Here is a 12,651-nt window from a genome sequence, read left to right on the forward strand (position 1 = left end):
GCTTTATTTAACTATATGAATGGGTTGACCCATTGCTACTTCAGCAGCTTCCATTGTAATCTCACCAAGCGTCGGATGAGCATGAATAGTTAAAGCTAAGTCTTCTGCTGTCATCCCTGATTCAATCGCAAGGCCAAGCTCTGCGATCATATCACTAGCGTTTGGACCAGCAATTTGAGCACCGATCACCAAACCATCTTCTTTACGAGTAATAAGCTTTAAGAAGCCTTCACTGTCGTTAAGAGATAAGGCACGACCGTTGGCACCAAATGGGAATTTAGAAGCTTTCACTTCATATCCCTCATCCTTAGCTCCTTGCTCTGTATAACCAACAGAAGCTAGTTCTGGATCAGAGAAGACGACTGCAGGAATGCCTAGATAATCAATTTCTGATTTCTCGCCTGCAATAACCTCGGCAGCAATCTTCCCTTCATAAGAAGCTTTATGAGCAAGTGGAGGTCCATCAACAATATCACCGATCGCATAAATGTTGTCAAAGTTTGTACGACACTGTTTATCGGTCTGAATTACTCCTTTTTCACTTATCTCAACACCGAGCTCTTCCAATCCAATTTCATCCGTATTCGGACGTCGACCGACAGTTACTAGAACATAATCCGCATCAACTGTTTTTTCTTCACCTTTTACTTCATACTTAACAGTAACTCCGTCTTTGGATTCTTCAACGCCTTTAGCCATAGCGTTTGTAACAACGTTTACACCCTTTTTCTTCAGACGCTTTTTAACAAGAGAAGACATTTGCTTCTCGAAACCACCAAGAATATCTTTAGTACCTTCAAGGATTGTTACTTCTGTATCAAAGTTGGCATAAGCCGTACCTAGTTCTGTACCAATATATCCTCCACCGATAACGACCATTTTTTTAGGGATTTCCGGTAAATCAAGAGCACCTGTAGAATCGATAACACGATCAGAGAACTTGAAAGAAGGAATTTCGATTGGACGTGAACCCGTCGCAATAATACAGTTATTATAAGTATAGGTTTGAGAATTTTTCTCGTCCATTACACGTACTGTATTTTTATCTACAAAGTAAACTTCACCTTTAACAATGTCCACTTTATTTCCTTTAAGAAGGCCTTCTACACCGCCAGTCAGTTTATTTACAACACCGCTTTTCCATTCTTGAACTTTAGAAAAATCTACTGTTGTATTTTCAGACTGGATCCCCATATCTTCTGATCCTTTTGCATGTTCAAATCGGTGACTAGCTTGAATAAGTGCTTTAGATGGCACGCAACCCACGTTTAAGCATACTCCTCCAAGATTTCCTTTATCTACAATTGTCACCTTTTGACCCGTTTGGGCAGCACGAATGGCAGCTACATAGCCACCAGGTCCTGCTCCAACTACTAATGTGTCTAACTCAATTGGAAAGTCTCCTACTACCATACTTTACGCCTCCATCATAATTAGTTGTGGATCGTTTAGTAAACGCTTGATGTTATTCATTGCATGTTGAGCTGTCGCACCATCAATCATCCGGTGGTCAAAGCTTAATGAAATTGCAAGAACTGGCGCTACAACTATTTCCCCGTCACGAACAACTGGTTTTTCAGCAATACGGCCGATACCTAGGATAGCTACTTCAGGATGGTTAATTACTGGAGTAAACCACTGTCCACCAGCAGAACCGATATTCGTAATTGTCGTTGAAGCACCCTTCATTTCTTCAGATGTTAGTTTACCATCACGAGCTTTTACAGCCAATTCATTGACCTCACTAGAAATTGAGAAAATTGACTTGCGATCTGCATCTTTAACAACTGGTACAAGAAGTCCTTTATCTGTATCAGCTGCAATACCAATATTATAGTAGTGTTTCTGAACGATTTCATCCGTATTGTCATCTAAAGTCGTATTTAATACTGGATATTTCTTCAGCGTTGATACAAGGGATTTCACTACATAAGGAAGATAAGTTAATTTAATATCTTGCTCAGCAGCTACTGCTTTAAACTTCTTACGGTGAGAAACTAATTCGGAAACGTCTACCTCGTCCATTAGTGTAACATGTGGAGCTGTATGTTTTGAATTCACCATAGCTTTTGCGATAGCTTTCCGCATTCCACTCATTTTCTCGCGAGTTTCTGGGTAAGCTTCTCCTGCTGCAGGAGCTGGTTTTGCAGATGCAGCTTCTGCTGTTTCTTCTGATTTGCCCTCAGAAGTTTCCTCTTGTGATGCTTCTGTTTGATCTCCACTTAAGAACTTGTCAATATCTTCTTTTAGTACACGACCATTTTTACCTGACGCTTGTACTTTGCGGATATCTACTTCGTTATCGCGAGCATATTTTCTTACAGAAGGCATTGCAATAACACGTTTGTCATCATCTACATCGTCAGACTGCGCTGCAGGCTGCGCTTCTTTGGACTCTTCTTCTTTTGGAGCTTCTTTCTTTTCATCTTTAGGTTCTTCTTTGGATTCTTCTTGCGTTTCTTCACTAGAATCTTCAGAACCATCATCTATTGTAATAATTACTGTACCTACTGTTGTTGTCTCGCCTTCATCAACATGGACTTGTTTCACAGTACCATCCACTTGAGAGGGAATTTCTACAACAGCTTTATCATTTTGCACTTCACAAAGTACATCATCTTCTTTTATTTCATCGCCAGGTTTAACGAACCACTTTGCGATTTCACCTTCGTGGATACCTTCACCGATATCAGGCAGTTTAAATTCGAACGCCACGGTTATTACCTCCTATTGTTAGAGATTATTAAAAATTGATTACCTTATTTGCTTTTTCAACGATGTCATTATGGTTTGGAAGCCATATTTCTTCAGCTTGTGTAAATGCATATACGGTGTCTGGAGCAGTAACGCGCAGAACAGGTGCTTCAAGGTGAAGAATTGCTTTTTCTTGAATTTCAGAAACAACATTTGAAGCAATTCCTGCTTGTTTTTGAGCTTCTTGTACCATTACTGCGCGATTCGTTTTCTCAACAGACTTTAGAATCGTTTCATAATCTACTGGGCTTACAGTGCGCAAGTCAATAACTTCAGCACTTACTCCGTTTTCTTCAAGTTCGTCGGCTGCTTTTAAGCAAGAGTGTACCATTGCACCATAAGCAATCAACGTCACATCTGTACCTTCACGCTTAACTTTAGCTTTACCAAGTTCAACTGTGTATTCCTCTTCAGGAACCTCTTCACGGAAAGAACGATACAGTTTCATATGTTCTAGGAAGATAACCGGGTCATTATCACGAATGGACTGAATAAGAAGTCCTTTAGCATCATATGGATTAGAAGGAATAACAACTTTAAGTCCTGGTTGTTGAGCCATTAGACCTTCTAGACTATCTGCGTGAAGTTCAGGCGTATGAACCCCGCCGCCAAATGGTGAGCGAATTGTGATCGGCATATTTTTTGTGTTGCCTGTACGATAACGGTAACGAGCCATTTGTCCATTAATCGCGTCCATTGTCTCATAAACGAAACCAAAGAACTGAATTTCAGGAACAGGACGGAAATCTGTTAAAGCAAGACCGATGGACAAACCACCGATTCCTGACTCGGCTAGTGGTGTATCGAATACACGATCTTCTCCGAATTCATCTTGAAGACCTTCGGTTGCACGGAAAACGCCGCCATTTTGGCCAACGTCTTCACCAAATACGAGCACATTTTCGTCATTCTTAAGTTCCGTGTGCATCGCGTTTGTGATAGCTTGAATCATTGTCATTTGTGCCATGATCTACTTCGACTCCTTTTCCTTGTATTCTTCCATTTGTTCTTGAAGATTTGGCGGAAGTTCTTCATACATATTGTCAATAAGATCAGTTACTTTTTGTTTTGGAGTATTATCTGCTTCTTTAATTGCAGCTTTAATCTCTTCTTTTGCTTTTTCGATTACCTTGTTTTCTTCTTCTTCAGACCAAAGATCTTTAGCCTCAAGGAACGTACGGAAGCGCACGATTGGATCTTGTTTTTCCCATTCGTCATCCATCTCTTCAGTACGATAGCGAGTAGGGTCATCCCCAGCCATAGTGTGAGGACCATAGCGATATGTTAGTGTTTCAATTAAAGTCGGACCTTCTCCATCTATTGCTCGTTTTCGAGCCTCTTTAGTTGCTGCATATACAGCAAGTACATCCATGCCATCTACTTGAATACCTTCAATACCAGCTGCAACAGATTTTTGAGCAATAGTTTGGGCAGCAGACTGTTCTTCTACAGGCACTGAAATGGCAAATTGGTTGTTCTGAACAACAAAGATTGTTTGAGCACCAAATGCACCAGCAAAGTTTATTCCTTCATAGAAATCACCTTGGGAGGCCCCGCCATCCCCAGTGTAAGTAATTGCAACGGCATCTTTTCCGCGCTTTTTATATCCTAGTCCAACACCGGCAGCTTGCGTAATCTGAGCACCGATAATAATTTGAGGACTAACAGCATTAACCCCTTCAGGCATTTGATTCCCTTTAAAATGTCCACGAGAGAAAAGAAATGCTTTAGTTAAAGGCAAACCATGCCAGATTAATTGTGGTACATCACGATATGCCGGCAGGATAAAGTCCGCTTTTTCTAGTGCAAAATGGCTTCCTAGTTGCGAAGCTTCTTGTCCAGCTGTTGGAGCATAGAAACCAAGACGCCCCTGTCTGTTTAATGCAATTGAACGTTGGTCTAAAATTCTTGTATAAACCATACGTTTCATAATTTCTTTTAAATCTTCATCTGAAAGATCTGGCATTGCGTCTTCATTGACGACTTCGCCTTTTTCATTAAGGATTTGAAACATTTCAAACTGATTTTCGATATTCTCGAGAACTCGTTTCAAAGTGATTCACCTCTTCCTTCCTACTTTTAAATTGGATGATGAATTTAGCCTTCCCAAAACTGCAAAAAAAACTGTACCTATTTTCTCTTCTTAAATTTACCCTTAACAGATCCAAATTAATCATTGATGAATTCCAAGTTCAAACTGTTACAATTTCAGCAAACTTTAAATTGGTACAATCTAATTTCCTACTGTAGTGTAGCTTAATCTCCATGCCCCGTCAATCACATTACAAATAAAATATCCCTTTAAATTATTGCTTGCTACAAAAATCAAGAACTGATATATAACTCAACTCCTTAGTTCAACACTGTACCAATCAATTATTTAGCCTGTATTAATTTTACGTTTTTTTAAATATAGATGCAAATAAAAAGTCGGCTGCAAATATTAAGTAGTTCATCGTGGAGAAAATTTTACACTCAGGTAAAATAACCTACTGCAACACAAGATGTTGGTTCTCTGTCAAATGTGGTGGAGAATGATCTCCATCACCCTTTTGAAGCCTGAATACATTTCGCTTTCCGCGGATGACCCGTGAGGCCTCCTTGAACTGTCGTTTAGGTCACTGAAAAACTGATATTTTAAGAGAACAAGAAAATCAAATCAATCAAAATATATAAAAAACAAGGGCACAACCTAGTTAGTAGGTGGTCCCCCTTCCTTTATTTAATATAAAGACTTTCTCAGTGGCTTCAGCGTTAGCTTAAGGAGGCTAATGGTTCATCCGAGGAGAGGAGAGTAAGTTCCTACTCCCATATTCTCCCGAAAGCGCAAGAACCTTATCATATATTCTTGTTCTAAATAATCGTGCTTTAGTTCAACAAGAAAATCTGATTACAAAAACGCTTGGGGTTATCCCAAGCGTTTTTGTAAACTATTTTTTAATTATCCTGATTTTTAGTGTTAACTGTGCTTTATTCAGATTCCTCATAATTCACTTCAAGTTCGGAAGCATCATAAAAGTCTTTTTTATTCTCATTGTATTCATTCGTAAATTCATTAAATACTTCATTGTTTTCAATCACTTCGTTGTAGCTTTCATTAATCTCATTGACTTTCGTCTGTAAATCTTCTTTCTTTAAATCCTCATCTTGCATCATTTCATATAGATCACTATCTAACCCAAGGGACACTTGATAAGAATCATACAATTCTTGATACGCCTCATAACGTTGATCCATAGTTTCGATCAACTCTTCAGCTGCTTCCTTTGTTTCATTACTTTCCAACTCTTCAACTAGTGGTTTAACATTGTCAAACTCTTCTTTTGCTTGGTCAATACTGTCCTTTTCATTATCAATCCGCTCCTGCCTCTTTTCAACAATCGAAGCAGCTTCAGAAGATAATTCTTGAATCTCACTAATCTCATCTGAATTCATTTCAATAATCTGATTGTAAATCTCTTCTTCTTGCTCTTCTAGTTCCTTTAAGGGCTCCTGCTGTTCCCGAAAGGACTCTTCTAATGAAACGGCTGCTTCCATGTGCTCGTACATTTCTTCCTCTGGTGATTGACTAGAACAAGCTACCATAAAAAAAGCCGTTGCAAATAGCAACGTCATTACTTTAAAATAACGCACCTTTTCTCCTCCTCTTGTCGTCTACAATAATATGTATTCTTTAATTCGTACCTTTAATAGTATAATAATTAGAAATAAATTGAAAGGATTGACTAAATTTTTTCAATTTATCGTTTAGTCAAGATTTGATACCTAAGATATGTTAAACTAACTTGGACTGTGTACTTATAGAAAGGATGTATGAAATGATTACGATGGATGATATCGTTCGTGAAGGTCACCCAGCTCTAAGAAAAGTAACGGACGATGTATCACTGCCTGCTTCAAAACAAGATAAAGAAACATTAGCTGATATGCAGCAATATTTACTAAATAGCCAAGATGAGCAAGTTGGCGAAAAATACGGCCTAAGACCTGGCGTAGGCCTTGCTGCTCCCCAAATCAATGTTAATAAGCGAATGTTAGCCGTTCATTTCTTTGACCTTAGTGATAAGCTTTACAGCTATGGCTTGTTCAACCCTAGAATTGTTAGTCACTCCGTTGAACTAACGTACTTGTCTACAGGTGAAGGCTGTCTATCCGTAGACCGTGAAGTTCCAGGGTACGTTCCTAGATACCGTAGAATCACTGTTAAAGCGACAGATTTGGAAGGAAATGATCTGAAACTTCGTTTAAAAAATTATGCTTCAATTGTATTCCAACATGAAATTGATCACCTTAATGGAGTTATGTTCTATGACCACATTAATTCTGAAGATCCTTTTAAAGCACCTGAAGGAGCTCAGCCCGTCGATCAATAAATAAAAGGACTTCCATCTATTTATAAGTAGTTGCGTTATAGTGGAGAAACATATGAAACAACTTACCAATCAGACTAAATTAATAATAATTTGGTCTCTTTTTATTCCTTTTAAATCAAATGATAAGTGGATTTTACATAGGAGATCGCTTGTTAGGAACAACGTTATGATTCCGCTATTAGAAAAAGAGGAATCATAACGTTCCCATCTAATCAACAAATCTAATTTACTTATCTTATTCCATTAAAGCCCCAGATTATTTAATAAAAGAATGGGGGTTCCGATGCTTTTTATCGGAGAATGGGGGATGGGAAACCACTCGCTTTCCGCAGGGACGACGGCAAGCCTCCTCGAGCTAAAGCGAGGCTACTGAAAAAGTGAATTTAATAAGAGAGTTAGCTCAACCAACAACTATATAAGCGAGTAATTTCTTCTTTAACATCAACATGTTGACTGTGATTATCTGCCCGTGTTAACTTCAAACACTTTTTCAGCGGCCTCGACGAAGTCCAAGGAGGCTCACCGTTCGCCCACGGAAAGCGAGTTATTTCCCCGACCTCCTTCTCCTCATGACGGAACAGCCACACAATCATCTAGGAATCGAGTCTTCCCCTTTTAAAGCAATTTCAATTCATAAATAGCCTTCACAAGTCCTTCTTCAGATACATCAGATGATACATAGTCGCTAACTTGTTTCGTCGCATCTACCGCATTTCCCATGGCTACGCCTGTCCCTACTTCTCGAATCATTTCAATATCATTAAGCCCATCTCCAAATGCATAAGTATCTTCCATAGTTAAACCCAATGCCTGAATCATTTTCCTAATACCTTCCGCCTTCGAACCGCCCTGTGGTAATACGTCACACGAAAGCTCGTGCCAACGGATATAATTAAATTCCTTATGTTTATCTCGATAATAATCAATTTCATTACCTTGACAGAAAAGTAATGATTGATAAATCTCTGTCTGTTTATAAAATTGATGATCTACCGGAGGATATTGAAAATGAAGAGAACTTAGACTCTCGTTTATAAACGACGATTCCTCAGTAGAGGCCCTCATCCCCTCCTGATTCATAAATACCATAGGATGATTATTTATGAATGCATCTTTATGTAGTTCATCTAAATGCTTATGCGAAAGAGGATTTTTGTAGATTGGTTCTCCTTCCAAAACAACATACTGCCCATTAAAACTGACATAGGAATCGATTCCAAGCGTATCTCTAATATGTTCGTACATAAAAGGAGCCCGCCCTGTAGCTATGGCACAGTAAACACCCTTCTTTTGCAAATCTTTAATTGCTTTAATTGTAGATGTAGGTAATTCTTTATCATGATTTAATAAAGTCCCATCAATATCGAAAAATGCAATTTTCTTATTCATAAAAACCCCTCCATATCATCTGTCCCCGTACACTAAAGTAGTGTAAAGTATATGACTACACTTTAGCATGAGTGGATATATTTGAGAAGTTTAACGAAGGATAATAACAAATAGATAAAACCTAATTGTTTCTTTCTAAGACAATCCGTATTATACTATAGGTAACAGGGATTGGGCGGTTTAACGTTTTTGTGTCTTTCTTCATCGGGTGAAAGGAGTTGGATGCACATGATGAAGCGTCTAAGAAGAAGACTTAGAAAGCGTTTTAAAAAAATCATGGAACGTAAGAGCTATGCTTAAATGTCATATAGCGGAATATGACATTTTCACCTAAAAATTCATTACTACTACAAAAAAACGTGCTATTATTACAATTAGAAAAAATGTGGAAATTATATCTAGTGAGGAGCGATTAAGGAATGATATTTAAAGTATTGTATCAGGAACTTTCTAAAGAAGTTCCTGTTCGCGAACGTACCAAGGCCATATACGTTGAAGCGAACAAAGAAAGAGAAGTACGCGAGAAATTGGCCGATAAACAACTTAATATTGAATATATTCAAGTGTTAAATGAGGAACATTTGGAATATGAAAAGCAGAATGAAGACTTTCAAGTGGAGAACGTATAACGTATGAAATTCGTAAAAAATGATCAAACTGCTGTTTTCGCCCTTGGCGGACTCGGTGAGATCGGAAAAAACACATACGCCGTTCAATTCCAAGATGAAATCATCCTCATTGATGCTGGGATTAAATTTCCCGAAGACGAATTATTAGGAATTGATTACGTAATCCCTGATTACACTTATATTATTCAGAATCAAGATAAAATTAAAGGACTATTTATAACACATGGTCACGAGGACCACATCGGTGGTATTCCTTACCTGTTACGTGAAGTCAATATTCCTATTTATGCAGGAAAGTTAGCTGTAGGTCTTTTGCGCAACAAATTAGACGAGCATGGCTTACTGCGCAGTACAAAAATGCACACAATTGAAGAAGATGATGTCATAAAATTCCGCAAAACATCTGTTTCTTTTTTCCGTACGACGCATAGTATCCCTGATTCTTTTGGAATCGTTGTTAAAACGCCTCCTGGTAATATCGTTCATACTGGAGACTTTAAGTTCGATTTCACCCCTGTTGGAGAACCAGCTAACCTTGCGCGCATGGCAGAAATTGGAAAAGAAGGAGTACTTGCACTATTATCTGATAGCACGAATAGTGAAGTACCAGGATTTACAAAGTCTGAACGAGTAGTAAGTCAAAGTATTGCCGACATATTCACCCGTGTTGAAGGCAGACTTATATTTGCTACTTTTGCATCGAATATTTATCGTTTACAGCAAGTGATCGAATCAGCAGTGAAATACAAACGTAAAGTTGCTGTCTTTGGTAGAAGCATGGAAAATTCTATTCGAATTGGGCAAGATTTAGGATATATTCGCGCACCAAAAGAAACGTTTATTGAGCCAAACCAGATCAACCGTTTCCCAGCTAATGAAGTTACCATTTTATGTACAGGGTCTCAGGGAGAACCTATGGCAGCTCTATCTAGAATTGCCAATGGTACTCACCGTCAAATTCAAATTCAGCCGAAAGACACAGTCGTGTTTTCCTCCTCCCCAATCCCTGGTAATACGATTAGTGTAAGCCGTACGATTAATAAACTTTATCGTGCTGGTGCTGATGTAATTCACGGACCTTTAAATGATATCCATACTTCTGGACATGGTAGTCAAGAAGAAATGAAACTCATGCTTCGACTTATTCAACCTAAGTATTTCATGCCAATTCACGGTGAATATCGTATGTTGAAAGAGCATGCTAAATTAAGTGAAGAAATTGGCATTAATCCTGAGAATAGTTTTGTAATGGATAATGGTGATGTACTTGCTTTAGGTAAAGAAGAAGCAATGATCGCAGGAAAAGTACCATCAGGATCTGTTTACGTGGATGGTAGTGGCATTGGTGATATTGGGAATATTGTGCTTAGAGACCGCCGTATCCTGTCTGAAGAAGGACTGGTTATCGTTGTAGTAAGTATCAATATGAAAGAGTTCAAAATCGCCTCAGGTCCAGACATCATTTCACGAGGGTTTGTTTATATGAGGGAATCAGAGGACTTAATTAAAGAAGCTCAGAAACTTGTTAGTACTCATGTAGATAAAGTGATGGAACGTAGAACGACTCAGTGGTCTGAAATCAAAAATGAGATTACGGACACAATTGCTCCTTTCTTATTTGAAAAGACGAAACGTCGTCCAATGATTTTACCTATTATTATGGAAGTTTGATCATGAAAAAACTCGCTCATTTATGAGCGAGTTTTTTTCTATTGTAATCTCTTTATAGATTTTTTTAAGTCTGGAATGTCTAAATCTCCATATTCAAAGAAATTCTTAATAATATATTTTGAGTAATTGGCAGCAGACTGATAATCAATATGCCCCGGAAGTGGAGGTTGTTCTTCAATGACCACATCAATTATTGCCGGTCTATCTGATAGAAAGGCTTGTTTCATTTTAGTGGCTAGGTCTTCATAGGACTCAATACGATATCCTTCTCCCCCACAAGATTCAGCAAATTTAGCAAAGTCCATTTCACTTAAATCTGTTTGAAAATTCAAATGTCCCATCTGCTCCTGTTCATATTTAATCATTGCGATTTTACTATTATTAAGTACAACCATTTTTATAGGTAATTGATAGTGAACAGCGGTTGCAAAATCTTGCATGACCATAGAAAAACCACCATCCCCACTTATACCAATCACTTGACGATCCGGATAAGCCATTTGGGCAGCAATCGCTCCTGGCAATCCGCTTCCCATAGTAGCCAACCATCCTGAAATGAGGAATCGTTGGTCAATAAACGGTAAGAATCTAGAAACCCATACTGTCACATTCCCTACATCAGCAGAAACCACTGCATTTGGCTTGATAACATCCTCCAGTTGGTACATCACTTGAGGAGCGTGAAGAGGGTTCTCAGTAGATCTTTTCTCTTCCTGTAGAGCGACACTCCACTTCTCCATCTTCTCTTGATATTTCTTCAAGTAACGATCATCCTTATTCTCATTTAACTTTTCCGTTAGGACCTTTAACGTTTCTTTTGCATCACCAGTTAAACCGAGTTGGATAGGATAATATTTTCCAAGATGTTCAGGTTTATTATCGATTTGTATGGCTGTTACACTATCAGGTAAAAAATCACGATAAGGAAATTGCGTGCCTATCAATAGTAATAGATCACACTCTTTCATGGCATGATAAGCAGGCTTTGTACCTATTTGTCCATGCTGACCTAAGCAATAAGGATGGTGATCAGGAAGAACGCCTTTGGCAAGCAAACTTAAAATGATAGGTGATTTTATTTTCTCTGCAAATGTCAGAAGTTCCTCTCGAGCAGAAATTGCCCCCTGCCCTGCTAAAATTAAAGGTCTCTCCGCTTGTTCAATAAGCTCTTTAGCTTGATTTAAATATTTATCCGTGGGAGAAATTTCAGGACGATAGTAGGTGCTGGATGTTAGTTTTATGTCTTTAGATTGTTTTTTGCTAAATAAATCATCAGGGACAATTAGTACTGACACCCCTTTATGTGCATATGCTTCTCGTATAGCCTGGTTTAATAGATCAGGTAATTGACTTTCAGTTTGAGCACGTTCATTGAAAACTGCCACATCATCAAACATTCTTTCCAAATTAATTTCTTGAAAAGCACCCGTTCCTACTTCTTCACTATTGACTTGACCTACGATCGCTAACACAGGTGCTTTATCTTCCTTTGCATCGTAGAGACCGTTTAATAAGTGAATCCCTCCTGGACCTGCGATGGACATACAAACACCGAGGTTCCCCGTTAGTTTAGCGTAAGATGCTGCAGCCAGTGCTCCTGTTTCTTCATGGCGAACTTGAATAAATCTAATGTCGTCTTGTCTTTTTCTTAAATCCTCAATTAGTTCATTTATCGAATCTCCAGGAAGACCATAAACATGGTCAACCCCCCAATTTATTAATAAATCTATGAGTACTTGTCCCGTTCTTTTATTGAGCATTGTCATCACCCTTTCCGATTATAGTCTATATCTCCTTTTTATCCTTAAAAGGAAAAAAGTAAACTAAATGATCGA

The 12,651-nt window shown here is 38.4% G+C and carries 10 protein-coding genes; 3 read left to right on the forward strand and 7 right to left on the reverse strand.

Annotated elements, in window-relative coordinates; translation table 11 throughout:
• Positions 1 to 3: 3 nt before the first annotated feature.
• From lpdA to ACFQIC_RS05750, 5 genes are all read right to left on the reverse strand, one after another.
• Entirely contained in the window at positions 4 to 1,413 is a 1,410-nt protein-coding gene (gene lpdA, locus ACFQIC_RS05730; protein WP_204707956.1) for a dihydrolipoyl dehydrogenase, read from the reverse strand.
• A gap of 3 nt (positions 1,414 to 1,416) precedes the next feature.
• Entirely contained in the window at positions 1,417 to 2,715 is a 1,299-nt protein-coding gene (locus tag ACFQIC_RS05735) for a dihydrolipoamide acetyltransferase family protein (protein WP_204707957.1), read from the reverse strand.
• A gap of 28 nt (positions 2,716 to 2,743) precedes the next feature.
• Entirely contained in the window at positions 2,744 to 3,721 is a 978-nt protein-coding gene (locus ACFQIC_RS05740) for an alpha-ketoacid dehydrogenase subunit beta (RefSeq protein ID WP_204707958.1), read from the reverse strand.
• 3 nt (positions 3,722 to 3,724) lie between these two features.
• Positions 3,725 to 4,768: a pyruvate dehydrogenase (acetyl-transferring) E1 component subunit alpha gene (pdhA, locus tag ACFQIC_RS05745; RefSeq protein ID WP_204708029.1), complete on the reverse strand. Its 1,044-nt coding sequence runs from the start codon at positions 4,766 to 4,768 to the stop codon at positions 3,725 to 3,727.
• A gap of 956 nt (positions 4,769 to 5,724) precedes the next feature.
• The gene (locus ACFQIC_RS05750) at positions 5,725 to 6,387 is read right to left on the reverse strand and encodes a YkyA family protein (RefSeq protein ID WP_390216979.1); all 663 of its coding nucleotides are present in this window, start codon (positions 6,385 to 6,387) and stop codon (positions 5,725 to 5,727) included.
• Between the two features lie 185 nt (positions 6,388 to 6,572).
• Between ACFQIC_RS05750 and def the strand changes: the two genes are divergently transcribed.
• A complete protein-coding gene (def, locus tag ACFQIC_RS05755; protein WP_204707959.1) occupies positions 6,573 to 7,127 on the forward strand; it encodes a peptide deformylase in 555 nt (184 codons plus the stop codon).
• Positions 7,128 to 7,742: 615 nt separating this feature from the next.
• On the opposite strand, the gene ACFQIC_RS05760 is transcribed toward def, so the two are convergent.
• Positions 7,743 to 8,516, reverse strand: a complete 774-nt coding sequence (locus ACFQIC_RS05760; RefSeq protein WP_204707960.1) for a Cof-type HAD-IIB family hydrolase — start codon at positions 8,514 to 8,516, stop codon at positions 7,743 to 7,745.
• A 419-nt stretch (positions 8,517 to 8,935) separates the two neighbouring features.
• On the opposite strand from ACFQIC_RS05760, the gene ACFQIC_RS05765 reads away from it, so the two are divergent.
• Together ACFQIC_RS05765 and rnjA are read left to right on the forward strand one after the other, a co-directional pair.
• Complete coding sequence (locus ACFQIC_RS05765; RefSeq protein WP_204707961.1) at positions 8,936 to 9,145, forward strand: DNA-dependent RNA polymerase subunit epsilon; 210 nt, start codon at positions 8,936 to 8,938, stop codon at positions 9,143 to 9,145.
• A 3-nt stretch (positions 9,146 to 9,148) separates the two neighbouring features.
• The gene (rnjA, locus tag ACFQIC_RS05770) at positions 9,149 to 10,816 is read left to right on the forward strand and encodes a ribonuclease J1 (protein ID WP_204707962.1); all 1,668 of its coding nucleotides are present in this window, start codon (positions 9,149 to 9,151) and stop codon (positions 10,814 to 10,816) included.
• Positions 10,817 to 10,854: 38 nt separating this feature from the next.
• Here rnjA and ACFQIC_RS05775 read toward each other — a convergent pair whose 3' ends face one another.
• Positions 10,855 to 12,576: a pyruvate oxidase gene (locus tag ACFQIC_RS05775; RefSeq protein ID WP_204707963.1), complete on the reverse strand. Its 1,722-nt coding sequence runs from the start codon at positions 12,574 to 12,576 to the stop codon at positions 10,855 to 10,857.
• Between the last annotated feature and the right edge of the window lie 75 nt (positions 12,577 to 12,651).

The sequence above is a fragment of the Halobacillus seohaensis genome (genome assembly GCF_042663045.1).
Lineage (GTDB): Bacteria > Bacillota > Bacilli > Bacillales > Halobacillaceae > Halobacillus_A > Halobacillus_A seohaensis.

What these genes read in the sequence shown, in the direction of transcription:
- lpdA (WP_204707956.1), bottom strand. Translation starts at nt 1,413, where the DNA reads ATGGTAGTAGGAGACTTTCCAATTGAGTTAGACACATTAGTAGTTGGA.
- ACFQIC_RS05740 (WP_204707958.1), bottom strand. Translation starts at nt 3,721, where the DNA reads ATGGCACAAATGACAATGATTCAAGCTATCACAAACGCGATGCACACG.
- pdhA (WP_204708029.1), bottom strand. Translation starts at nt 4,768, where the DNA reads ATGTTTCAAATCCTTAATGAAAAAGGCGAAGTCGTCAATGAAGACGCA.
- def (WP_204707959.1), top strand. Translation starts at nt 6,573, where the DNA reads ATGATTACGATGGATGATATCGTTCGTGAAGGTCACCCAGCTCTAAGA.
- ACFQIC_RS05760 (WP_204707960.1), bottom strand. Translation starts at nt 8,516, where the DNA reads ATGAATAAGAAAATTGCATTTTTCGATATTGATGGGACTTTATTAAAT.
- ACFQIC_RS05765 (WP_204707961.1), top strand. Translation starts at nt 8,936, where the DNA reads ATGATATTTAAAGTATTGTATCAGGAACTTTCTAAAGAAGTTCCTGTT.
- rnjA (WP_204707962.1), top strand. Translation starts at nt 9,149, where the DNA reads ATGAAATTCGTAAAAAATGATCAAACTGCTGTTTTCGCCCTTGGCGGA.
- ACFQIC_RS05775 (WP_204707963.1), bottom strand. Translation starts at nt 12,576, where the DNA reads ATGCTCAATAAAAGAACGGGACAAGTACTCATAGATTTATTAATAAAT.